The following is a 22,578-nucleotide window of genomic DNA, read 5'->3' on the forward strand; positions in this document are numbered from 1 at the left end:
GTGAAGTCATTTTCCTGTTAATCCGCGCTGTCTACGCCGTTGCTGATAGCGATAAACCGCACACCCTTTTCAGGGAAAAGAACGTCCGTATAAAGCCCCACACGCAGATAGTCGCGTCCAAGACGGGACATATCCTTAACAATCAAGGTCGCCACTTCGCCATTTTCGATTTTCTCAACAAGTTCGTTCCAAGAGGGTCTATCAAAGTTTGCCCCAGAGTACCCATCGACCACAAAAAACAAGGTGTTTTTAAAGCCGTTTTCCTTTGCGTATTTACTTAAAATCGCCTTTTGATTTACAATGCTGTTGCTGTCGCCCTGCAACTCGTCATCTCTCGATAAGCGGCAATAAAGGGCGGTAATTTTGTTGTCAGACTGCCTTGACATAGAATGTTCCTCCTTTATCGGCGGGCAGTCTGCCAATACAGGATTGCATATTCCCATTTTAACGCTCTTTGTTTCCATTGTCATCATCTTTCTGTAAATTATCTTGGTCCATAAGCCGTAAAACCTTGCTCGGCAACGCTCTTTGTCCGTCATAATTGCCCGTAAAACGGTAGAACGTCCTGCTGGATTTTATCACGACTTCACGCTTTGGCAATTCATAGGAAAGCGGATTTTTCACCACGATATGTCCATTTTTCATAATTCGTTTCCAGTCCATTCATTTCCCGTCCTTTCCTTTGAAATCGGTGTTTATAGTTTCGTAGCAAGCATAGGGAACGGATAGCCGTTCCCGTAAAATGCTCCGCATTTTGCTTGTTGGGAAGTATCCCAAACCCTCATTTTGTCAGCCCCTTGAATTGCAGAAGCAGCCGCCTTTCCAATCTCCAGACTTCTTCCATAATCCGCTTTAGCTCGTCCATATCGTTGTCATAAATACGCCCTGTTTCGTTGATACGCTTTGCAATCTGATTGAGATTGCCGCCGATTTTCTGAAGCTGCGCCGTATGCGCTTTGACATCTTGCAAATCTAAAACAATGATGTACCCGTCAATCAGCATTTTACGGGAGTAAGCAGATAGGTTCATGGTCGGTATCTGCTTCATTTTTTCCTCAATCAACGCCCGTTCGTCCTCCGTCACTCGGACAATGATATGCACGTTCCGTTTTCTATTTTCCATTCGCAGTTCTCCTTCCACTACCTACAACACCGCAGGGGCGATTTTGACGAAGATTTGAGAAAGATTTTTCAAATTTTTTCTCAATTCTTAATACGGAGAAAATCCAAAGATGCCAATTCTATAATGCAAAATTTTCAAACTATTGACAAAGCTCCCTCTTTACTGTATCATATAACAGTGATATATAACGATGTTATATGAGAGGAGTGAGTTAATGAATGAAGTAGAGCAGACGACATTACACTTAATTCTTTCAGCCGCCATGCAGGAATTTCTTGAAAAGGGTTTCAAGTCTGCTTCCTTGAGAAACATCGTCAAAACAGCAGGGGTAACAACAGGGGCGTTATATGGCTACTACGACAGCAAAGAGGATTTATTTGAAGCATTGGTAGATGAACATTACAGCTTTTTGTTAGATTGCTTTCGCAAGGCGCAAAAAGAATTTGCAGAAATCCCACCAGAGGAACAGCCCGACAATCTTACCTCTACTTCCGGCGAATGTATGTATGAAATGCTCTTGTACGCCTATGAACATCTGAATGAATTTAAGCTCATTCTTTGTTGTTCCGAGGGAACGCGCTTTTCAAAGCTGATTGATGAAATGGTGGAAATAGAAACAAAAGGCACACATGATTATTTAATAGTTCTTGAAAAGCTCGGCAGACCTGCCCCACCCATTGATGAACGGTTGGAGCATATCTTAATCACAGGAATGTTCAACACTTTTTTTGAATTGATTATACATGAAATGCCGCTTGAAGAAGCAAAGCATTATCTAAAAGAAATGAGAGCCTTTTACACCGCAGGGTGGATGAAAATTATGGGGCAATAAGCCCTATAATTTTTACATGCAAGTTAGTTGTTGCTAACTCAAAAAGTGGATATTTGAGGTTTCCATAATCTCTTTTATCATAAAAATTTTAAGGAGGTTTTTCAATGAAAAAACAGTCTAATCTATCAAGATTGATGGGTTATGCCAGAGGGCATAAAATATTGACCTATCTTTCCTGGGTACTGTCAGTCATGAGTGCGCTGTTGGCTCTTGTGCCGTTTTGGTATATATGGCGTATCATTCACGACATACTGGAAGTTTCCCCGGACTTCTCACAGGCGGGGAATGTCACAAGCTACGGCTGGTCTGCGGTATTGTTTGCGGTACTCTCTATTGTTGTCTATATCGCCGGTCTGATGTGTTCGCACATGAGCGCATTCCGGGTTGCCGCCAATATCCGAAAAGAGCTTATGCGGCACATCACAGCCCTGCCGCTGGGGGTAACAGAAAAGTACGGAAGCGGCAATCTGCGAAGGATTGTCAACACCTCAAGCGCTGCAACGGAAACCTATCTTGCACACAGGCTCCCCGACAAAGCGGGAGCGATTGCCACCCCCATAGGGCTGCTTTTCTTACTGTTTGCATTTGATTGGCGGTTAGGGCTTTTGAGCCTTGTTCCTGTTGTGCTTGGCTTTCTCATCATGATGAAAATGACCGGAAAAGACATGGCGCAGAGAATGGAGCAATACCAAAATTCACTTTCCGATATGTCAAATGAAGCTGTTGAATATGTAAGGGGCGTACCCGTAGTAAAGACTTTCGGGCAGACAATCTTTTCTTTCAAACGCTTCAAAGACGCGATAGACAATTACGAAACATGGGTAATTGCGTACACAAAGGGGCTGCGTCTGCCTATGATGTTCTATACAACGGCAATCAACGGTGTATTCGCGTTTCTGATTGCTGGAGGTATTCTCTTTACAAGGGGCGGCGTAACAAATGAACTGCTGCTAAACCTTATCTTCTATATTGTGATTACTCCTGTCATCGGTACAACACTCACAAAAATTATGTTTATGAGCGAGGACGCAATGATTGTAGGGGACGCATTAGGCAGAATTGATGAAGTGCTAAACGAAAAACCATTGTCTGAAAGCAGCGTGAATAATACCCCTAAAGACAATGGAATTACATTAGAACACGTTAGTTACAGCTATGACGGAGAAAAAAACGCGCTGAATGATGTGTCACTTCGGGTTGCACCGGGACAGGTGATTGCATTGGTAGGTGCATCCGGCGGCGGCAAGACGACCCTTGCAAATATTGTAACAAGATTTTTTGACCCGCAAAAAGGGCGCATACTGATAGGGAATATCGACATACGCAACATTCCAAAGGAAACATTGATGAATAAGGTGTCCTTTGTATTTCAGAATAGCCGTCTTATCAAAGCGTCCATATTGGAAAATGTGCGTATGGCAAAGCCTAACGCTACACGTGAAGAGATCGCTCATGCACTGGAAGTTGCACAATGCCTGGATATTATCGATAAATTACCGAATGGCATTGATACGGTTGTGGGTACAAACGGCGTGTACCTGTCCGGCGGTGAACAGCAAAGAATAGCGATTGCCCGCGCAATTTTGAAAAATGCGCCTATCCTAATTCTGGATGAAGCGACCGCATTTGCTGACCCCGATAATGAGGTGCGTGTACAGAAGGCTTTATCTGCTCTCTCAAAGGGAAAAACTGTTATTATGATTGCACACAGGCTATCGTCAATCACAGGTGTTGATTGTATTTATGTAATGCAAGACGGCGAGATTGTCGAGAGCGGCACGCATAATGAGTTGATAGAGAGAAACGGCATATTTGCAAGAATGTGGAAGAATTATTCCGAAGCAGCAGAATGGAAAATTGCAAAGGAGGTAACAGCATGATTAAAACATTGCAAAGACGATTTGCGTTATCAAGACAAGGAGCTGTCGATTTGATAAAAGGTTGTATTGCCTGCGTTTTGCAGGATATATCGTTTATGCTTCCGGTGGGGCTGCTCTATAATTTTGTCATTGACACCATGAACGGGGGCGTAAATGGAAGCCGCATTGCTTTCTATGGGGTTGGCGTTTTGGTTTGCTTATACCTTATCTTTGTTGTAACTTGGTTTCAATATAACGCCACCTATTTAGCGACTTATGTGGAAAGCGGAGTAAGACGCATTTCGTTAGCAGAGCAGCTCCGCAAAATCCCCTTATCCTTTTTCGGAAAAAAAGACCTTGCCGATTTAACAAATTCCATTATGGGCGATTGTGCCACACTTGAACAGGCATTTTCCCATTATGTACCCGCTTTGGCAGGCTCCCTTGTTTCAACAACGCTGATTGCAATTTGTCTTTTTTCTTATGATTGGCGTATGGCTCTTGCGGCTGTTTGGGTTTTGCCGATTGCATTTACAATCGTATTCTTTTCAGCCCGCATACAGGAATATTTCAACCGTAAATCCGTAGCGGCAAATGTCGCGCTTGAAAGTGGCGTACAGGAGTGTATCGAGAGTTTACAGGACTTAAAGGCGAACAATGCAGAAGAAAGCTATCTGAAAGGACTGGACAAGAAAATTGATGATGTGGAAAAGCGGCACATTATAACAGAACTTGGAACGGCACTTTTTGTTGTTTCCTCAACATTGATATTAAAGTTTGGAATTGCTACGGTTGCGCTTGTAGGCTCTGCGCTGCTCATTCAAGGGGAGATTGATATTCCGCTGTTCTTTCTGTTTCTGCTTGTAGCCTCAAGGCTGTATGCCCCGCTGGAGGGCGCATTGCAAAACCTTGCCGCAGTCATATCCACAAAAACGAACATAGACCGCATGAATGAAATCCTTGACCAGCCAATTCAGACGGGCGGCAATACACTAACAAATAAAGGCTATGATATTGTGTTCGACCATGTAGGATTTGCTTATAATACCGGGGAAACCGTATTGAAAGATGTGTCCTTTACGGCAAAGCAAGGAGAAGTTACCGCTTTAGTCGGACCGTCCGGCGGCGGCAAAACTACGGTGTCACGTCTTGCCGCCCGGTTTTGGGATATAAGCAAAGGCAATATCACTGTCGGCGGTATGGATATATCGAAAATAGAGCCGGAAACACTGTTATCACTGTACTCTATCGTGTTTCAAGACGTGACGCTGTTTAACAATACAATCATGGAAAATATCAGAATAGGCAGAAAGGACGCAACAGATGAAGAAGTGATTGCAGCGGCAAGATTAGCAAATTGTGAAGAATTTGCGGCAAAGCTCCCGGACGGTTATCACAGTATGATTGGTGAAAACGGCTGCGAACTGTCCGGCGGTGAAAGGCAGCGTATTTCAATCGCCCGCGCTTTCCTCAAAAATTCCCCTATCATCTTACTTGATGAAGCAACGGCAAGCCTTGATGTGGAAAACGAAACATTGATACAGGCTGCTTTGTCAAGGCTGATAAAGGATAAGACCGTACTTGTTATCGCCCACCGTATGCGTACCGTAAGCGGCGCGGATAAAGTAGTTGTTCTTTCGGACGGTTCCGTTGCTGAACAGGGATTGCCGGAAGAACTGATAAAAACAGGAAAAATATATCCTCACATGGTAAAGTTGCAGATGATTAGTAGGGATTGGGGTATTTAACATGAGTACCGAATGGGTAATATGCCCCATATGTCAAAGTAAAACGAGGTTGAAAATACGGGAAGATACAATACTTGAAAACTTCCCTCTATACTGCCCGAAGTGCAAGCAGGAAACCTTAATCAATGTAAAACAACTAAATACGTCAGTTATCAAAGAGCCAGACGCAAAGACGCAGAGCCGATAACACGCAGATATAAAATGCGGTTGTCGGCTCTTTACTTTTTTGACAACCTATGTGATTGCTGACAGATTGCAACTTATAAAACCGTTGCTTGTTGGCAAATTGCGGTTGCAGCATTAGGCGACAGTTTTATGAAAATAAAGCCGCCGTTCTCCTTTTGCAGAATTGAATTTGCGGGGACGTGATAAAGTCGCCCATTTTTAAGGACATGGCGGTATCTTAGGAGGTATCGTCATGTCCGTTTTATATCAACACGGTTTTCCAATCAGTAGTTTGTCAAAAAAAGTCTGTTCCTGTCTACGGGGTATTGCGGCTATCAAGAGGAACTCTTACATCATCATAAATGCCCTATTACATCATATAGCATAACCGCCTGTTCAGTTTTACGCTGCGCAGGCAGTTTTTGTTATAGCCCTCATTCCAAACGGAAAGGGGGTGAACATGATGTTATCCATAGAATACAAGGAAAATATCGAACGCCGGTTTCACGCATTTTGCAAAGCCGTATTACACAATGAAGTTTGTAATTATTAGAGGGAACGAAAGCGCAAGGTACAGCGTGAAATATCCTTTGAGTATCTGCAAGAGAATACCTCTTTTGCACCTCGCAGTATGGACGAATACTTTGTCTTGCAGGACAAGCCGATTGCCTTTGCAGTCAACGGACAGACGGTAATTGTTGACAGTGAGAAGTTAGCAAAAGCCTTGTTGTGCTTATCGGAAGGTTGGCGGGAAATTATCCTTATGCGCTATTATCTGCAACTACGTGATAGGCAGATTGCGGCGTTATTGGGAAAACCGTGCACAACGGTCAACTATCAGAAAAATGCAGCCTTGAAGCAGTTGCGGACAGAAATGGAGAAGATAAATGATGAAGAATAGCAAATACAACCTTGTTCCCTATGAAGTGATTGAAAGAGCAATCACAGGCGATACCGCCGCGCTCCTTACGGTACAGGAACAACACAAAGCCTACATAGGTAGATTAAGCGGAGGAAACGCCGATATGCAAGAGCGATTAAATGCAAAGCTGCTCATAGCTGTTTTGAAATTCCGATTGGAGTATCAGCCGCCGCGCAAGTAGCAAAGCCAAAAACAGCCGTCAAGGATAAACTTCGCGCTTCGCGTCCTTGACGGCTGTTTCCGTCTTTGCTGTTTGGTAATCAAGAGGGCGCAAACGGATAGACCGCTTGCGCCCTCTCTAAATTATGAGGTTCTCTGTCACGCAATAGAGGTTGATAAAGCCTGTATTCATGCGGCTTTGCGAGCGCAATAATGGTGGGATAAGGGTTTTATATTTGTACCCCTCAAAATGGCGTTCTATTGCGTAACAAAACAGGCTAAATTTCATTATTTTAAATTATCTTATCTGCAACTTTCAGCTCTTCTAATTCCAATTCATATTGCTTAATTGCATTTTTCAATAACCATTTGCGATTTTCACTTTTCCATGTCTGTAAGTTTTTTCTATCATAAAAAAGAGAGAAATCATGTATTGTGCAGGAAATTTTTGTATGTATATGCGCCCAATCGTGTAGCTCTTTTGTGGGTATTGGCAACTCACTTTGTTTAAAAAACCATTTTGAAATTTCAATATTAAGAGGGGCAACGCTATCTATGAGTTGTTCCTCTGTTATAGTGTTGTTAAGGTATTCTCTAAATATTTTGATATACTGCTCTGCCGCCGATATAATATTTGCAGTGTATTCTCTTGTGATTTTAATTAATTCGTCTTTGCTCATGGTATCTTCTTTAAGGCTCTTGATTAATTCATATGAACCATGCACATCTATGTGAACCCCTTTTGCAACAATGGTATTCTTTGAACTATGATACCACCATTTTTTGTCCTGCAAATCATCAACCCATGTGGTGTGGCAAATATAATTACTATCTACCATATCGTCCTCATCATATCCGAAATAACACCATACAATATTTGCCGCATGGCCTTTATGATGTGCTTCAGCAATTTCATTCTGGTGCACTTCATAATAACAAACTTTATCCTTAATTTCTTTTGCAATTTCAGCAATTTGTTCTATCGAACTTTGAAAACGCAAAATCACTTTAACCGATAACCTTTTTGCTCCCGCATGGTGTACTGGTTCAACAGCATAGATAATATACTTGTCTGTTTCTTCATAAATTCGCGCAACTTCATAGGGGTTGTATTCCTCAACATCAAAAAACACTGTACCGCCAATACTCGAACGGAATATTGGCTGTTGAAAGTTACGCCCACTTTTTTGATTTGACACTTCTGCAAAGCGAAATATTGCTTCATTTATGGTTTCAAGAGATTTCTTTCCTTGTCTAATCAAAAAATGCGAGGTCAGAGCGTCACATACAAAACTTGTATATAAACTTATTCCTCTATCGTCATTAAAGCCAGAAAATTGTTCCACCCCGCACGAAGCCAGGACAGCAAATCCACGTCCAGCAAAATGTTCAACAGTTTCGTCAATGTCTATTTCAGGAACACCAGCAAGCGCAAAACCACCCGAATGACAACTATCTAATATTACTATTTTATTCCTTGTTTGTATTTGTTCTATTGTATCAATGAGGTCTTGCAAATCGATTAAGCTATCACTTAACACTAAGCAATTTTTACCGCCGTGACCAGAGAAGTAAAAAACAAAAGTATCCTCTTCTGTTGCACCATTAAGCACAGTATGTATTGAGGCAATAAGTTCGCTTTTTGTTACTATCCCCGTTTCGCCACACAAGAGTATATTGTCGGCGTTTACATTTAGCCCTTGAATAAGCGCAGCCCTCATTGCAAATAAATCGTTTTTACACAAGGGCAAAGAAGGACACTTAACTGTCAAATATTCACACACTCCTACTAATAAAGCTCTTATTGTTCCCATATATACCGCCTGTCTTTTAAATTTAGTTTGTTCAAGAATTTCCACTTATTATCTTAACACAAAATTATATGTTTTCCTATCCGTATTGTAACAGAACACTATATGCGGTCACCCAATAGAGTGCTAAATAGCCTTGTGCTATGCGGCTTTACAGGCATAGAAACGGGGTAGGCAATGGTTTTATACTCATTCCCTCAAAGCAGCCTTCTACTGCGTGACAAAGCGGGCGTACCGTCTTTTCTGACGATACGCCCGCTTTGCTTTGCACCCTGTATGGCAGCTACCCTTTTCAGTTGTTTGTGATACTGTCTTATGAGTAGCTACCTTCGGGGCCCCCTTTTTCATGATAGGTCCATGATTATCCGTTTCATGGCATTGACAACCCCTGCCGCCCTGGTTTATAGTGTTCTTTAGATTATTTCAGCCAGCTGTATATTATCATACATAAAGGATACGGAGGAAAAAACATGAACGCACAGAAACTTGAACAGGTACAGAAGGTCTTTGCAAATGACCGGTTTGCCACTGAAAACGGCGTTGTCATTGATGAAGTAGATGATGGATATGCAAAATGTTCGTTGGAAATACAACCGCACCATCTCAATGCCGGGGGGACTGTCATGGGCGGCGCCATCTTTACCCTGGCTGATTTTGCCTTCGCAGTGGCCTCTAACTGGAATAAGCCGTTAAACGTGTCCACTACTTCCCAAATCACATTCCTTGGCACTGCAAAAGGCGCCCGTCTGGTTGCAGAGGCACGCAAGGTAAAAGAAGGGCGGAGCACCTGCTATTACCTGGTGGACGTGTCCGATGACCTGGGCAATCCGGTAGCCCATGTGACTGCCAGCGGTTTTGTAAAAAGCGGCACCCGGCTGGTTCAGGATATGCCCACTGCCGAAAAAGGATAATGCGGATATATATCCTCTTTATAATCCCCCATTACGGCGCAGAAAGGCCGGACATTCCTCACCAAAACTGTCCGGCCCTTTCCATTGCAATGCTGATGCCATATTCATTTTAATGTAATCCACACCTACCAGCACATCTCCTCATTGGTGTACAGCACCAGTCCGCCGTCCTCCACAGCCTTTGCCGCGGCCACCCCGTCGGACGCCTTTACAATCATGGCCCTCCTGTTTGCGGATGCCAGGGCATACATATATTCAATGTTCAGTCCCTGGCTGCACAGTATATGGGTCATCTTATGCATCTCGCCCACCTTGTCCTCCAGCTTCACTGCCAGCACATCGGTCAGCATGGCGGAAAAACCCTTGCTCCTCAGACCCGCTTTGGCCTTCTCGGGGTCGGATACAATCATCCTCAGCATACCGTACTCCGTGGTATCAGCCATGCTCAGCGACAGGATGTTGATGTTCTCCTCCTTCAGCACTTCTGTTACCTGCTCCAGCCTTCCTTCGCGGTTTTCAATGAATACAGACAATTGCTTTACAAACATATCCATACCTGCCTTTCCTAAATCAGTTTCCTGTTATCAATTACATGCTTTGTCTTTCCCATGCTGCGTTCAATGCTCTTTGGTTCCACCAGCTTCACCTTGACCGCCAGCCCGATGGCGTTCTGGATCACATGGGCAATCTTGCCTGTCAGGTTCTCTAACTCCCTAATCTCATCGGAGAAGAAACGCTCTTCCACCTCTACCTGTACTTCCAGTGTGTCCAGGTTATTAATCCTGTCAACAATCAGAAGGTAGTGGGGCGTGGTCCCGCCCATTTCCAAAAGGGCAGATTCAATCTGGGACGGGAATACATTGACGCCGCGGATGATCAGCATGTCATCCGTCCTTCCCGTAAACCTTGCAATCCTGGCAGTGGTCCTGCCGCACTCACAGATTTCGTGGTTGATGCTGGTCAGATCCTTGGTACGGTAACGGATAAGCGGCAGCCCCTCCTTGGTCAGTGTGGAGATGACCAGTTCGCCCTCCATGCCGTCCCGCAAAGGTTTCAGGGTCTTCTGGTCCACGATTTCCGGCAGGAAATGGTCCTCATGGATATGAAGTCCCCTGTGGAACTGACAGTCCGTTGCCACACCCGGTCCCATGATTTCACTCAGGCCATAGATATCGTGGGCATGGATTCCCAGCTGATGCTCAATCTGGGCCCTCATCCCGTCCGTCCAGGGCTCAGCCCCGTTGATGGACGCCTTCAGCTTAATCTGGTCCCTAACGCCCATCTCTTCAATGGTTTCCGCGATGTGCAGCAGATAGGAAGGGGTGCACATGATGCCCGTCACGCCGAAATCCACCATCATGGTCACCAGCTTCTTGGTGTTTCCCGTGGACATGGGCACAACCGTGGCCCCCATTTCCTCGGCGCCGTAATGCGCGCCCAGGCCGCCGGTGAACAGGCCGTAACCATATGCCACCTGTATGGTATCCTCCTTGCCCAGGCCCGCCATGGTGATGCATCTTGCCACGCACTCGCTCCACACATCAATATCCTTCCTCGTATATCCCACCACAGTTGCCTTTCCCGTGGTGCCGCTGGATGCGTGGATACGGGTAATCTGGGAATTATCCACTGCAAACATGCCGAATGGATAGGTATCCCTCAAATCATCCTTGGTGGTGAACGGCAGCTTATCCAGGTCCTCAATCCCCTTGATATCGCCTGGCTCCAGTCCCTCTGCCTGCATTTTCTTCCTGTAATACTCCACGTTGTGGTACACACGGTCCACCAGTTTTGAAAGCCTTGCGCCCTGCAGGTTTGTCATCTCATCCCTGCTCATACATTCCTTTGTCTCATTCCAAATCATCTGACTGTAAACCCTCCGTATTTTTTAGGATGTCTGAATCAATCATCCTGCCTAGGGCGTGTCTGAAAATTCATTCCCGCCATCTGCACGCCCCTAAAACAATCATACAGCAGGACCTCTATAGTGAAAGCGCATACCCAATCTCAAAGGCCTGCTTATTCACTTCAATGGTCTTTGGCGGGACTGTTGTCTCAATCACGCGCAGCCAGTCTTCCTTCTCAAAGCCCATGTGCCTTGCCGCCGCTCCCAGGACAATGATGTTAAATGCCTTTGGCGCGCCCAGCTTCTTGGACTCGGCCGTTGCTTCCACCACAATGGCCCTGCGTTTCTCCTTCAGTGTTTCAATCACATCCTCAGGATAGGCAGCCACCCCTGTCACCACCGTGATGGGGTCGATGCGCCAGTCATTGACAATCACCACGCCGTCCTTTTTAAGGAAATGCAGGTAGCGCAGGGCTTCCAGACGTTCAAATGCAATGAGTACGTCCGCCTGCCCCTCCTCCACAATGGGTTCGTTTACCTTGTCGCCGTAGCGCACAAAGGTAACAACGCTGCCTCCTCTCTGGGCCATGCCGTGTACCTCAGATAATTTTACATCATATCCCGCATTAATTGCAAGCTTTCCAAGGATACGGCTGGTAAGAAGGGTACCCTGGCCGCCAACGCCTACAATCATGATATTCTTTGAAGTCATATTATTCACCTGCCTTTATCTGCTCGATTGCATCAAATTTACAAAGCTGCATGCACAGTCCGCAGCCGTTGCACATGGTTTCATCAATGGAAATGGTCCCGTCCTCATTCTTAGTCAGCGCTGGACATCCTGGACGTAAGCATGCGCCGCACTTCTTACATTTATCAGACAGCGGCCTGCACTTGTTGGGGAACTTGATGCCTTTTAACAGGGCGCAGGGCGCCTTTGTGATGATGACGGAAACAGCTTCCCTGGCCGCTTCGCGCTTAATGACCTCTTCCAGTTCCTTCTGGTCAAACGCATCTACCTCATAGACATGTTCAATGCCAAGGGACCTGCACAGCCCCATGATATTGATGGCCGGCACCACCTGGCCCTTTAAGGTCTTGCCGGTGGCTGCGTGGTCCTGATGCCCCGTCATGCCGGTGGTGGAGTTATCCAGGATGATGACAGTGCCGGTGGCCTGGTTATAGACCATGTTCATCAGCGAGTTGATTCCCGTATGCATAAAGGTGGAATCGCCAATCACAGCCACCCAGCTGTGGATATAATCCTTACCCTTTGCCTTCTCCATGCCATGAAGGGTGCTGATGCTGGCGCCCATGCAGATGGTGGTATCAATGACGCTAAGCGGCGCCACTGCGCCCAATGTATAGCAGCCAATATCCCCGGCCGCGTGTATTTTCAGTTTGTTCAGCACGGTGTATACGCTTCTGTGGGGACATCCCGGACAGAGGATGGGAGGCCTTGCAGGAACCTGCGCCGCCGGGTCAACCTCCAGTGTCTGGCCCAGCACGCGCTCACGGATCAGGTTTGCGCTGTACTCGCCCTGGACCGTGAATATTTCCTTGCCCACTGCCTTCTGGATTCCCCATGCCTTGACCTGTTCTTCCACAACCGGCTCCAGTTCCTCGAATATGTAAAGCTTATCAACCTTGGAAGCAAACTCCTCAATCAGCTTTCTTGGAAGAGGATTCACAAGCCCCAGCTTTAAGACGGATGCCTCAGGCATTGCCTCTTTCACATAGTTGTAGGCAATCCCGCTGGTGATAAAACCCACGGACAGGTCGTTGTATTCCACCCGGTTGATGGGCAGCCCATCTGCGTCCTCTGCCAGCTGTTTCATACGCGCTTCCACCGCCACATGACGCTTGATTGCATTGCCGGGCATCATCACGTATTTTGCAATATCCCTTTCATATGGGATATCAAAGGGTTCCGCCCTGTCCTCCAGTTCTACCAGCCCCTGGGAATGGGACAGCCTGGTGGTGCTGCGCAGAAGGACCGGGGTATCATATTTTTCACTTAAATCATAGGCATATTTCATGAAGTCTTTTGCTTCCGCACTGTCGGAGGGCTCCACCACCGGAACCATGGCAGCCCTTGCAACCATACGGCTGTCCTGTTCGTTCTGGGAACTGTACATGCCGGGGTCGTCCGCCACCACCAGCACCATGCCGCCTCTGACGCCGGTATAGGCCGCCGTATAAAGCGGGTCTGCGGCCACATTCATCCCCACATGCTTCATCACGCACATGGAACGCACGCCTGCGATGGAGGCGCCGATTGCCACCTCTGTTGCCACCTTCTCATTGGGAGCCCACTCCGCGTAAATCTCATCATACTGCACCAGAGCCTCGCTCACTTCCGTGCTGGGCGTTCCCGGATATGCGGCCGAAACCTTTACCCCTGCCTCATAGGCACCTCTTGCAATGGCTTCATTGCCAAGTAATATTTTCTTTTCAGACACTTTATCTTCCTTCCTTTCACTGTAATCTCCAATGGTATGTGTCAGCATTTCATCAGATTCCGTCCTTGTTGGCGCGAAGGTCCGTTACCCTTTTTGCCTTGCCCTCAAAACGCTGGAGGGTATTGGGGGATACCAGCTGTATCTTGGCATCCAGGCCCAGCATCAGGCGCATTTTCTCCCTCAGGCTGTAATCCAGCTTTTCCAGGGCTGCGTAGGAATCCATCATGCTTTCTGCCTCTACTTCTACTTTTATGGTAAGGAGGTCGGAGTGGTTCTTCCGGTCCACCACGATTTCATAGTTGGGTCCAATGCCTTCTGTGTTAATCAGCACTTCCTCAATCTGGCTTGGGAACACATTGACGCCGCGGATCTTTAACATGTCATCCGTACGGCCTGACAGGTTCTCCATCCTGGCCGTGGTACGGCCGCATGGGCACGGCTCGTACATGAGCCGGGTAATGTCCCTGGTGCGGTAGCGGATTAAGGGAAGGGCTTCCTTGCTGATGCAGGTGATGACCAGCTCGCCCTTTTCACCTGCCGCAAGCACCTGTTCTGTCTTGGGGTCAATTATCTCTGCGATGAAATGGTCCTCGTTGATGTGCATTCCGTTGAGCTTAAGACATTCCCCTGACACCCCGGGGCCCATCAGTTCGCTCATGCCATAGTTCTGGGTCAGGTTCACATCCTCCCCCCATACCTTGCGCAGCTCGCTCCGCATGGCCTCTGTCATCAGTTCGCTTCCCAGGACCAGGCTTTTTACATGCAGGTCCTTTTTAGGGTCAATCCCCATCTCCAGGGCCACCTCTGCAATCCTCATGGCATAAGACGGGGTGGCCACCAGCAGCGTGGTCTCAAAATCCTTCATGTACATAAGCTGCTTCTGGGTATTGCCGGTGGAGGAAGGCACAATGGCCGCGCCCACCTTTTCCAATCCGTTGTGAAGGCCAAGGGCGCCTGTAAACATGCCATAGCCAAAACAGATCTGGGCCACATCCTCGTCCGTTGCGCCGCCGGCAACCGCAAGCCTGGCCACGCACTCCTTCCATACTTCCAGGTCATTTTCCGTATAACCCACAACCGTTGGCTTGCCGGTTGTCCCGCTGGACGCATGGATCCTGCGCAGCTGTTTTCTTGGCACCGCGAACAGGCCATAAGGATAATTGTCCCTCATATCCTGCTTTGTTGTAAATGGAAGTTTTTCCAGGTCCTTCAGGGTCTGTATGTCTTCCGGCTTCACGCCGGCAGCTTCCATCTTGGCACGGTAAGCGGGCACCCTCTCATAGTTGCGGGTCACCGCTTCCTTCAGGCGGGCTAACTGAACCGCTTCAATTTCCGCTCTGGACATTGTTTCCTCTTTTGCCCATATCATTTTGTCTGACCTCCTTTTCCCTGCGTCCCTGTCTCTGTCGCACTTTGACGTATCAACGAATTGGCGCAGCGTAATGTCTGGCGATATTATATCATCTTTTTGGTGGTTTGTCTGCTGTTTTGATGCAAATTTCATGAATGAGGGTGGGAGGGTGAGGGTTACGTCCGGGAAACGGGGCAGGGTGTTTTATTTTTGGAAAATGTCCAGGGCATGGCTTGTCACGCCCAGGAGGTCTTCGCGTTCGCAGGTGGCGAAATGGTATTTCATGTATAGGTCGAATTCCTGGTCGTCCATGGCGTCTATGGATTCGCGTATGAGCAGGGCACAGCCGTCGGATGCGATGTAGTGGAGACGGGTTGTGGGGAATGTGGCCATTATGCGGTCGATGTCTTCTTTGCGGACCAGTTCGAACAGGTCTTTGGGCCGGGACCTGGCGGCGAATGTGCGGGAGTCAATCAGGCCTTCTTCTATGTATTGCGCAACATTGATGGTCTGGCGTTTGAAGCCTTCGTCCATAAGGCAGCCGTCGGATATGACGTAAGCCGCAAATATCAGGCCGCCCTTTTGGGTTACGCGGATTGCTTCGCTTAGGGCCTGGCGCTTGTCCTGTGTATTGTAAAGGTGGTATAAGGGGCCTAGCAGAAGGGTGATGTGGTATTGGTTGTCCGGGAAGGCGGATAGGTCCATGGCATTGCCCTGGGTAATGGTTATGTTTTCGCCTGGCTGCGTGTTCCGGCGGAATATTTCTATGTTGTGTCCTACCAGTTCTACTGCGTCAACGGTGTAGCCCTGGCGCGCAAGGGCGTGGGAATAACGACCGGTTCCTGCTCCGATTTCCAGTATGCGAAAGCCAGGCTTTATGTAGGTCTGGATGTACCGCATGGTGGTGAAGAATTCCACTGAGCCGTGTCTTAAGGATAGACGGGCGTCCTCGTCGTAGTGGTTGTAAAAGTCTGTTATGTATTGGTTTGTTTCCATGAACTGCTCCTTTCTTGGCGGGTGCTCCCCGGCGTAAACAGGACCACGGGCAGCACCTGCTGTCTGCGCCGTATGGTGCCGGGCCGGTCAGATGGCTGGATTCCAATCCGGGTTTTCCTGTTTTATGAAGGCGGATAAAAAATTCTTCAGCATTGTCTCGGCGGAGGTCCTGCTTAATGCAAGCTTGTTTGTTGCTGTTAAGACTGCCATGCCGTGGGTGTAGAGGAATAGGTCTAAATAAATTACTTTTGCCTGTTCCGGTCCTACTCCTATGGCTTTGGAAAAAAGGGCTGCCTTTTTTTCGTTTCCGGCTTCTTTGTAAAAGTCTTTCGCATCCGACATGTTTAAATCCATGTCGTTTATGAACAATAGCTTGAATAGATGGGTTTCCTCCCGGGCGAAATCAATGTAGGAAAGCGGCAGGAGCAGATAGGGGGTGTCTTTCACGGAATCCGCATAATTAGCTACATATTGCTCGTAGTATCCGTATGCATATTCCAGAAATCCTGCCTTTAATTCGTCCATGTTTTCGTAACAGGTGAAAATCGGACGGGTGGAGCATTGCAGACTGGCTGCAATGCTCCTGGCATTGACTGTCTCAAATCCTGTTTCTCTTGTAATGTCTAAGACAGTACGTAATATCATGTCTTTGCTTATTTTGGCTTTTGGCGGCATGGATGCCCTCCTTTCTTTGTTAGTCCAATATGCAACAATAGTTACACAACATATGTTGTGTAACTATTGTTGCATATTATTTTAGATATGTCAAGAAGCTGAGGTAAATATCTTATTGTTTTAATTGCTTTGTCCACGCAAGGCTTTACCGCATATCTGATTGTCCTGTACCTGTTTCATGAACTGACAATCCTCAGATAAACCCTTGAGGTCAGCATATATACCGCTGTATAAACCACGGCGAACACGGCCAGTGTTCCGGCTGTTGCGGCCGCGAAGAGCCTGACATTGGTCAGGTTCATGGCTGCCAGCAGTTTTGTGATGATGGGAAAAGCGGCCGTAATGTGCATGGCGGCGGCTGCCAATGGCAGGAAAAACATCAGAAGCATCTGGGAATGGATGGACTCCTTGATTTCAGCCCGGGTCAGCCCTACCTTCTGCATGATTCCGAACCGGCTCTTGTCCTCATATCCTTCCGTTACCTGCTTATAATAGATAATCAGTACGGTAGCCATCACAAACAGGGTGCCAAGGAATATTCCCAGGAATAAAAGCCCTGCGTTCAGGGAAAAATAGGAGGCCCTTCCCTCTGCCGCGCTCTCGCCCTGGATTCCTTCCGGAATAACGGATGCCTTGTGCATGATTTCATTATAAATACGGATCTGTGTGTCCTGGTCCGTATCCAGGTCGAAACCGTAGTGGTAGCGGATACTGGACACACGGCCTCCTTCCCCTGCCTGCTGGCCGGCCTCCAGAAGCTGCATTTCTTCATCGTCCGGCACAATCAGATAATAGACCTCGCTTCCAAATGTATCAGCCCCGTCCCACAGTCCATAATCCCCGGCAGGCACTGCCTGGTATGTCCTTCCAAGAACTGTCAGGCTGTCCTCCTCATATGGGCTGTATTGGGTAACCACCATACACTGGCCCTCTGACAGTTTTGCCTGATTGCCGGTCACGCGGCCGTAATCTTCCTGGGTCATCACATACATGGGCTGTATTTTTTCCAGATCCGCAGTTGTATAGGTTGTCTTTATGTCAAAGACGCCCGGCTTTTCCTCCACTGCCAGAAGTGATAAATCGCTGTAGGAGAGATGGTTCTCCTCCCCAAGGCCATTTGCTGACAGCACCTCCTGCACGGCCCCTGCAATCACTGCTTCATCTGCCGGTGAGGCATGTACGGCCTCCAGCAGGATATTGCGGGGATAACGGTTCCTTGTCACATCATCCATTCCCACATAGAGGGCCACTGTGCTGGACAGCATCACCAGCACCGAGGTGGACAGGATACAGATTCCTGCCAATCCGGCCGCATTCTGCTTCATGCGGTATAAAAGCCCGGATACCGATATAAAATGTTCTGTCCTATAATAAAAACCTTTCTTTTTCTTCAGTAACTTCAGCAATGCAATGCTGCCCGCCGTAAACAGGCAGTAGGTGCCAATCATCACAAGGATTGCCGCATAAAAAAACGCGCTGATTGCATAGGCCGGATTAGAGGTGGTAACCGCCAGATAATAACCGCCGCCCAGGGCTGCGGTACCTATGATGGCAATCCACCAGCGGGTTTTCGGTTCCCGTTCCCCCTCCTGACCGCCGCGCAGCAGTTCCACCGGGCTGCTTACATGCACCCTGGCCAGATTGCCTGCCAGTATCAGGAGGAACACGGTTCCGTACAGCAGGACGGACATCAGGGCAGCCTTCCCTGAAAAATAAAGCCCCCACTGCACCGGCGCCTGGGCCAGTCTTAACAGCAGCAGATGGACTGCCTTTGACAGGACAAATCCGCCCGTAATCCCGGCTCCAAGACTGACAGCCCCAATGATGGCGGTCTCAAAAAACAGGATGAAGCCAATATGCTTTTTACCCATGCCAAGGATATTAAAAAGCCCGATTTCCTTCTTCCTGCGTTTCATCAGGAAGCTGTTTGTGTAAAACAGGAACACGGCTGTGAACAGAGCAATGGTATAACATCCAAGCCCCAATATGGTGCGCATGTCCGAACCGCCGTGCATGGCGGCAATTTCCTTGTTATCGGCCAATGTCAGGATTATGTCAAACATCATCACAGAACCAATGCAGGTCAGTATATAAGGCACATAGGTCTGTGCATTCTTTTTGATATTCTGTAAAGCCAGCTTCATATAAAATAAACCATTCGTCACACCATTCATCGTCTGTCACCGCCTGTGGTAATCATGGTAAGCGTATCCGCTATGTTCTGATACAGCTCATCATTGGTCTTCCTGCCCCTGTAAAGCTGGTGGAACACCTCCCCGTCCTTGATGAACAGGATACGGCCCGCATGGCTGGCCGCACGGACGCTGTGGGTCACCATCAGTATGGTCTGTCCCTCCCTGTTAATCTGCCCGAACATCCGCAGCAGACCGTCCGCAGCCCTGGAATCCAGCGCCCCTGTGGGTTCATCTGCCAGAAGGATATGGGGATTGGTAATCAGGGCCCGGGCAGCAGCCGTCCTCTGTTTCTGTCCGCCGGATATCTCATAAGGGAATTTATCCAGCAGTTCCGTCAACCCCAGTTTATCTGCAAGAGGCGCAAGCCTGCACTCCATTTCCAGATAAGGGACCTTGGACAGAACCAGCGGAAGAAGGATATTGTCCCTGACGGAAAATGTATCCAGAAGGTTAAAATCCTGAAATACAAATCCTAGATTATCCCGCCTGAAAGCCGCCAGCCCGCTTTCCTTAACCGTGCTCAGGTCCGTGCCGTCCAACAGGACAGACCCTGATGTGGGCCGGTCCAGGGCAGCCAGTATGTTTAACAACGTGGTCTTTCCTGAACCTGATTCCCCCATGATTGCCACATACTCCCCCTGCTCCACGGTAAACCCCACATCGGACAGGGCCTGCACCCGGTTACCGCCAAAGCGTGTGGTGTATATTTTCTTTAAATGCTGTACTTCCAAAACAGCCATCCTCTATTCCTCCTGTCTCCGTCTTAGCATCCGAGGCTCCGGACATCCGCCGCTGCGGACACCCGCCGCTACGGTCATCCGCCGCCATGGTCATCCGCCGCCATGGTCATCCGCCTCTGCGGGCCTCTGCTATATGATACATGCATTATACAAAACCGGCCGGGAACCTGCCATTGATACGGCTTACATTTTAATATGGAAGCTTACATTTTTGTAAGGAGGCGAAACACAGGCATCACTCGACCTCCAGCCGCTCTTTTGCAAACCAGATCCTCATTATGGTCCCCTTCCCGGGTTCGGATTCCACTGTAATCTCATGGGACAGACGGTTCAGTATGCGTCTGCACAGATAGAGGCCGATTCCCGTGGACCGCTTATCCGCATGCCCATTGTATCCTGTAAACCCTTTCTCAAAAATACGCGGCTGGTCCTCCAGGGCAATCCCGGTTCCTGTATCCCTTATGGCAAGTACCGTATCTGGGCCTGGTTCCAAATAGATGGAAATACCGCCCTGCCCCGTATATTTCACTGCATTGGAAAGAATCTGTTCCACCGCGAACACCAGCCACTTCTCATCCGTCAATACCTTACGGTTTAAAGGTTCATAGGACAGGGACAGCTTTTTCCGTATAAACATACCTGCGTATCTGTGCACTGCCTGCCGTACCATCAGATCCAGGTCATTCCACTGCACAACCAGATCATTATCCCCGTCCACCCTCAGGTACTGAAGCACCATATTCACATACTCCTCAATGCGGAAAAGCTGTTCCGACAGCTCAGGGTCCTGCTCCTGGCCAGGCTTTTGCAGCAGCAGCCTCATGGCTGCGATGGGTGTCTTAATCTGATGGACCCACATGGTATAGTATTCCGTCATCTCTTCCCTGGCAGTCTCGGACAGGCCGCGTATACGCTCCCTGTCCCGTCCAAGGAGCATGAGGAAATGCTGGTATTCCTTTTCTAACAGTGACCCGGATTCAGGAAAATGCTCCAGGTAATATTGGTCCGGATTGCCAAGCAACGCATCCTGCATCCGGAACAGGATACGCATCCTTTTCCTGAATCTCCTGTAATTTAAGACCAGCACCGGGACCGCCAGGCAGAAGCACAAAACCATGCCATAAAAGACCGCCTCTGCCGGAAGACGGTACCCATATAACACGGCTCCGAACACGGCCCCCAAAAGCAAAAAGAGGACCAGCCGTCCCCTGTATTCCATCAGATACTCCATGAAGCCGGGAAGCCGGCGCCCCTTGTCCGTTTCCCGTGCCTTATAAGCCTCCTGCTCCCTATGCATTTCCCGCGCCTTATGAGCTTCCTGCTCCCTATGCATTTCCTGCCCCATCACCATTTTCCTCCTAAATCAGTCAGCAATCAGATAACCGCTGCCTTTTTTGGTCGTTATAAAATCCGTGAGCCCGTTCTCTTCCAGTTTTTTTCTAAGGCGGGTCATATTCACGGTCAGCGTGTTGTCATCCACATAGCTGTCCGATTCCCACAGGCGCAGCATCAGCGTGTCGCGGCTTACTATCCTGCCCTTATTCTCCAGCAGCACCTGAAGGATCCGGTGCTCATTCCGTGTCAGGTCAATCCTGCCATTGCCCGCATTCAGGGTTCCGTCATCCACGTTCAGAACAGCTCCCCTGTGCTCCAGCAGGCGGCTCTGTCCTGCAAAATCATAGGTACGCCTTAGCATGGCCTGTATCTTGGCGGTCAGCACATCCAGGTCAAATGGCTTGGCGATAAAGTCATCCCCGCCCATGTTCACGGCCATTACAATATTCAGGTTATCTGCGGCTGAAGATATGAATATGACCGGGACCCTGGAAACCTGGCGTATCTGGCCGCACCAGTGATAGCCGTTATAGCTGGGCAGGGAAATGTCCATCAGGACCAGCTGGGGGTCAAAGGCAGCAAACTCAGCCAGTATATTCCCAAAGTCACCCGCGCACCGCGCATCCCAGCCCCATGACCGCAGATGCCCTTCCACTGCAGATGCAATCACAGCGTCATCCTCCACAATAAAAATCCTGTACATAAGCACGGCTCCTCCCATTTGCTAAAATATGGCCGAAGAAAAACCGGCGGCCTGTTTCGGACCACCGGTTCTGCTTCCCTTCTATGTATGATCATTGTACCCATGCACAATCATCATACCAAAGCCCTTTCCTGACTGCGAAGCTTTACCACCTCGGACAGGTCTGTCTTTTTATGTTCCTTTTCCCCCTTATCCAGGCAGCTCTTTGCCTGTTCCTTTACCGTCTCACACTTCTGATAAAAATATTTGATAATATCTTTCCTGGTAATGATTCCTATAAAGCACTTCTGATCATCCAGAACCGGTACAAAGTTCTGGTTCAGGGCCTTGCCGATCAAATCCTCCATATCCGCGTCTGCCTTCACCGGACGGTTATCACACCGGCGGCGGATAGCGGTCACAGGTATCCGCTCTGCCCCTTTCAAATCCAGATTGAACTGGTTCTTAATCCCCCATAACAGGTCCCCCTCTGTCAGTGTGCCCACATACCGGCCTGTCCTGCTGACAATTGGTACGGCGGAATACTTATGGTGTTCCATCTTCTCCAAAGCCTGTCTTAACGTATCATCTTCACTTATATACGCCACGTCACTTTTAGGAGTCAGGAAAAATAATATATTCATATTTTCACTCCTTCTTCCTGTATTCTCTTTCCAGTATAATGGGTGCCTCTGAACCGAATATGAACAAATTATTATAAAACTCTGAAATTTCTTAAGAAGCGTCAAATAACCGCTCCCATCAA

The 22,578-nt window shown here is 48.1% G+C and carries 23 protein-coding genes; 7 read left to right on the forward strand and 16 right to left on the reverse strand.

Annotation, left to right across the window (positions count from 1 at the left end; all coding sequences use genetic code 11):
- Positions 1-17: 17 nt before the first annotated feature.
- The 3 genes from DWX59_RS29735 to DWX59_RS02505 all read right to left on the reverse strand — a co-directional run bounded on the left by DWX59_RS29735 (position 18) and on the right by DWX59_RS02505 (position 1,123).
- Positions 18-386: a recombinase family protein gene (locus tag DWX59_RS29735; RefSeq protein WP_319638822.1), complete on the reverse strand. Its 369-nt coding sequence runs from the start codon at positions 384-386 to the stop codon at positions 18-20.
- A 58-nt stretch (positions 387-444) separates the two neighbouring features.
- Positions 445-663 carry a hypothetical protein gene (locus tag DWX59_RS02500; protein WP_117555937.1) on the reverse strand — a complete coding sequence of 73 codons (219 nt, stop codon included), beginning with the start codon at positions 661-663 and terminating at the stop codon, positions 445-447.
- Between the two features lie 118 nt (positions 664-781).
- On the reverse strand, positions 782-1,123 hold the full coding sequence (locus tag DWX59_RS02505; protein ID WP_117555939.1) for a plasmid mobilization protein: 342 nt from the start codon (positions 1,121-1,123) through the stop codon (positions 782-784).
- A 214-nt stretch (positions 1,124-1,337) separates the two neighbouring features.
- Between DWX59_RS02505 and DWX59_RS02510 the strand changes: the two genes are divergently transcribed.
- The 6 genes from DWX59_RS02510 (at position 1,338) to DWX59_RS02535 (ending at position 6,830) form a co-directional block, all read left to right on the forward strand.
- A complete protein-coding gene (locus DWX59_RS02510; protein ID WP_117555941.1) occupies positions 1,338-1,955 on the forward strand; it encodes a TetR/AcrR family transcriptional regulator in 618 nt (205 codons plus the stop codon).
- Positions 1,956-2,059: 104 nt separating this feature from the next.
- Positions 2,060-3,835 (forward strand): ABC transporter ATP-binding protein, encoded by a 1,776-nt coding sequence (locus DWX59_RS02515; RefSeq protein ID WP_117555943.1) that lies wholly within the window; start codon positions 2,060-2,062, stop codon positions 3,833-3,835.
- Positions 3,832-5,562, forward strand: a complete 1,731-nt coding sequence (locus DWX59_RS02520; protein ID WP_117555946.1) for an ABC transporter ATP-binding protein — start codon at positions 3,832-3,834, stop codon at positions 5,560-5,562. The genes DWX59_RS02515 and DWX59_RS02520 overlap by 4 nt, the downstream gene beginning before the upstream one ends.
- 1 nt (position 5,563) lies before the next feature.
- A complete protein-coding gene (locus tag DWX59_RS02525; RefSeq protein WP_081616014.1) occupies positions 5,564-5,749 on the forward strand; it encodes a cysteine-rich KTR domain-containing protein in 186 nt (61 codons plus the stop codon).
- Between the two features lie 609 nt (positions 5,750-6,358).
- Entirely contained in the window at positions 6,359-6,628 is a 270-nt protein-coding gene (locus DWX59_RS02530) for an RNA polymerase sigma factor (protein WP_117555948.1), read from the forward strand.
- On the forward strand, positions 6,615-6,830 hold the full coding sequence (locus DWX59_RS02535; protein WP_117555950.1) for a helix-turn-helix domain-containing protein: 216 nt from the start codon (positions 6,615-6,617) through the stop codon (positions 6,828-6,830). Before DWX59_RS02530 ends, DWX59_RS02535 begins: the two co-directional genes overlap by 14 nt.
- Before the next feature lie 271 nt (positions 6,831-7,101).
- On the opposite strand, the gene DWX59_RS02540 is transcribed toward DWX59_RS02535, so the two are convergent.
- Entirely contained in the window at positions 7,102-8,622 is a 1,521-nt protein-coding gene (locus tag DWX59_RS02540) for a caspase family protein (protein WP_117555952.1), read from the reverse strand.
- A gap of 467 nt (positions 8,623-9,089) precedes the next feature.
- Between DWX59_RS02540 and DWX59_RS02545 the strand changes: the two genes are divergently transcribed.
- On the forward strand, positions 9,090-9,530 hold the full coding sequence (locus DWX59_RS02545) for a PaaI family thioesterase (protein WP_117555954.1): 441 nt from the start codon (positions 9,090-9,092) through the stop codon (positions 9,528-9,530).
- A 125-nt stretch (positions 9,531-9,655) separates the two neighbouring features.
- Here the strand turns inward: DWX59_RS02545 and DWX59_RS02550 are convergent, their stop codons facing one another.
- From DWX59_RS02550 to DWX59_RS02605, 12 genes are all read right to left on the reverse strand, one after another.
- A complete protein-coding gene (locus tag DWX59_RS02550) occupies positions 9,656-10,078 on the reverse strand; it encodes an amino acid-binding protein (RefSeq protein ID WP_117557199.1) in 423 nt (140 codons plus the stop codon).
- Positions 10,079-10,095: 17 nt separating this feature from the next.
- Positions 10,096-11,394, reverse strand: a complete 1,299-nt coding sequence (locus DWX59_RS02555) for a phenylacetate--CoA ligase family protein (RefSeq protein WP_117555956.1) — start codon at positions 11,392-11,394, stop codon at positions 10,096-10,098.
- 118 nt (positions 11,395-11,512) lie between these two features.
- Entirely contained in the window at positions 11,513-12,088 is a 576-nt protein-coding gene (locus DWX59_RS02560; RefSeq protein WP_117555959.1) for an indolepyruvate oxidoreductase subunit beta, read from the reverse strand.
- A 1-nt stretch (position 12,089) separates the two neighbouring features.
- The gene (iorA, locus tag DWX59_RS02565; RefSeq protein WP_117557201.1) at positions 12,090-13,838 is read right to left on the reverse strand and encodes an indolepyruvate ferredoxin oxidoreductase subunit alpha; all 1,749 of its coding nucleotides are present in this window, start codon (positions 13,836-13,838) and stop codon (positions 12,090-12,092) included.
- 52 nt (positions 13,839-13,890) lie between these two features.
- Positions 13,891-15,207, reverse strand: coding sequence for a phenylacetate--CoA ligase family protein (locus DWX59_RS02570; RefSeq protein ID WP_117555961.1), 1,317 nt, complete (start codon positions 15,205-15,207; stop codon positions 13,891-13,893).
- A 186-nt stretch (positions 15,208-15,393) separates the two neighbouring features.
- The gene (locus DWX59_RS02575) at positions 15,394-16,185 is read right to left on the reverse strand and encodes a class I SAM-dependent methyltransferase (RefSeq protein WP_117555963.1); all 792 of its coding nucleotides are present in this window, start codon (positions 16,183-16,185) and stop codon (positions 15,394-15,396) included.
- Between the two features lie 87 nt (positions 16,186-16,272).
- Positions 16,273-16,860, reverse strand: coding sequence for a TetR/AcrR family transcriptional regulator (locus DWX59_RS02580; protein ID WP_117555965.1), 588 nt, complete (start codon positions 16,858-16,860; stop codon positions 16,273-16,275).
- 176 nt (positions 16,861-17,036) lie between these two features.
- Positions 17,037-19,004: an FtsX-like permease family protein gene (locus tag DWX59_RS02585; RefSeq protein ID WP_235844887.1), complete on the reverse strand. Its 1,968-nt coding sequence runs from the start codon at positions 19,002-19,004 to the stop codon at positions 17,037-17,039.
- 26 nt (positions 19,005-19,030) lie between these two features.
- A complete protein-coding gene (locus DWX59_RS02590) occupies positions 19,031-19,795 on the reverse strand; it encodes an ABC transporter ATP-binding protein (RefSeq protein ID WP_117555969.1) in 765 nt (254 codons plus the stop codon).
- 235 nt (positions 19,796-20,030) lie between these two features.
- On the reverse strand, positions 20,031-21,140 hold the full coding sequence (locus DWX59_RS02595) for a sensor histidine kinase (RefSeq protein ID WP_330668294.1): 1,110 nt from the start codon (positions 21,138-21,140) through the stop codon (positions 20,031-20,033).
- An 18-nt stretch (positions 21,141-21,158) separates the two neighbouring features.
- Positions 21,159-21,833, reverse strand: coding sequence for a response regulator transcription factor (locus tag DWX59_RS02600; RefSeq protein ID WP_117555971.1), 675 nt, complete (start codon positions 21,831-21,833; stop codon positions 21,159-21,161).
- A gap of 113 nt (positions 21,834-21,946) precedes the next feature.
- On the reverse strand, positions 21,947-22,456 hold the full coding sequence (locus DWX59_RS02605; RefSeq protein ID WP_117555973.1) for a CBS domain-containing protein: 510 nt from the start codon (positions 22,454-22,456) through the stop codon (positions 21,947-21,949).
- Positions 22,457-22,578: the final 122 nt, after the last annotated feature.

The organism is Enterocloster aldenensis, assembly GCF_003434055.1.
GTDB classification, from domain to species: Bacteria; Bacillota; Clostridia; order Lachnospirales; family Lachnospiraceae; genus Enterocloster; species Enterocloster aldenensis.

Bases quoted from the DNA above. Each gene is read 5' to 3' on its own strand.
- DWX59_RS02605 (WP_117555973.1), bottom strand. From the start codon at position 22,456: ATGAATATATTATTTTTCCTGACTCCTAAAAGTGACGTGGCGTATATA.
- DWX59_RS02585 (WP_235844887.1), bottom strand. From the start codon at position 19,004: ATGAAGCTGGCTTTACAGAATATCAAAAAGAATGCACAGACCTATGTG.
- DWX59_RS02530 (WP_117555948.1), top strand. From the start codon at position 6,359: ATGGACGAATACTTTGTCTTGCAGGACAAGCCGATTGCCTTTGCAGTC.
- DWX59_RS02510 (WP_117555941.1), top strand. From the start codon at position 1,338: ATGAATGAAGTAGAGCAGACGACATTACACTTAATTCTTTCAGCCGCC.
- DWX59_RS02580 (WP_117555965.1), bottom strand. From the start codon at position 16,860: ATGCCGCCAAAAGCCAAAATAAGCAAAGACATGATATTACGTACTGTC.
- DWX59_RS02590 (WP_117555969.1), bottom strand. From the start codon at position 19,795: ATGGCTGTTTTGGAAGTACAGCATTTAAAGAAAATATACACCACACGC.
- DWX59_RS02505 (WP_117555939.1), bottom strand. From the start codon at position 1,123: ATGGAAAATAGAAAACGGAACGTGCATATCATTGTCCGAGTGACGGAG.
- DWX59_RS29735 (WP_319638822.1), bottom strand. From the start codon at position 386: ATGTCAAGGCAGTCTGACAACAAAATTACCGCCCTTTATTGCCGCTTA.
- DWX59_RS02545 (WP_117555954.1), top strand. From the start codon at position 9,090: ATGAACGCACAGAAACTTGAACAGGTACAGAAGGTCTTTGCAAATGAC.
- DWX59_RS02570 (WP_117555961.1), bottom strand. From the start codon at position 15,207: ATGATATGGGCAAAAGAGGAAACAATGTCCAGAGCGGAAATTGAAGCG.
- DWX59_RS02500 (WP_117555937.1), bottom strand. From the start codon at position 663: ATGGACTGGAAACGAATTATGAAAAATGGACATATCGTGGTGAAAAAT.
- DWX59_RS02575 (WP_117555963.1), bottom strand. From the start codon at position 16,185: ATGGAAACAAACCAATACATAACAGACTTTTACAACCACTACGACGAG.
- DWX59_RS02520 (WP_117555946.1), top strand. From the start codon at position 3,832: ATGATTAAAACATTGCAAAGACGATTTGCGTTATCAAGACAAGGAGCT.
- DWX59_RS02515 (WP_117555943.1), top strand. From the start codon at position 2,060: ATGAAAAAACAGTCTAATCTATCAAGATTGATGGGTTATGCCAGAGGG.
- DWX59_RS02550 (WP_117557199.1), bottom strand. From the start codon at position 10,078: ATGTTTGTAAAGCAATTGTCTGTATTCATTGAAAACCGCGAAGGAAGG.
- DWX59_RS02600 (WP_117555971.1), bottom strand. From the start codon at position 21,833: ATGTACAGGATTTTTATTGTGGAGGATGACGCTGTGATTGCATCTGCA.
- DWX59_RS02555 (WP_117555956.1), bottom strand. From the start codon at position 11,394: ATGATTTGGAATGAGACAAAGGAATGTATGAGCAGGGATGAGATGACA.
- DWX59_RS02560 (WP_117555959.1), bottom strand. From the start codon at position 12,088: ATGACTTCAAAGAATATCATGATTGTAGGCGTTGGCGGCCAGGGTACC.
- DWX59_RS02540 (WP_117555952.1), bottom strand. From the start codon at position 8,622: ATGGGAACAATAAGAGCTTTATTAGTAGGAGTGTGTGAATATTTGACA.
- DWX59_RS02535 (WP_117555950.1), top strand. From the start codon at position 6,615: ATGATGAAGAATAGCAAATACAACCTTGTTCCCTATGAAGTGATTGAA.
- DWX59_RS02595 (WP_330668294.1), bottom strand. From the start codon at position 21,140: ATGGGGCAGGAAATGCATAGGGAGCAGGAAGCTCATAAGGCGCGGGAA.
- DWX59_RS02525 (WP_081616014.1), top strand. From the start codon at position 5,564: ATGAGTACCGAATGGGTAATATGCCCCATATGTCAAAGTAAAACGAGG.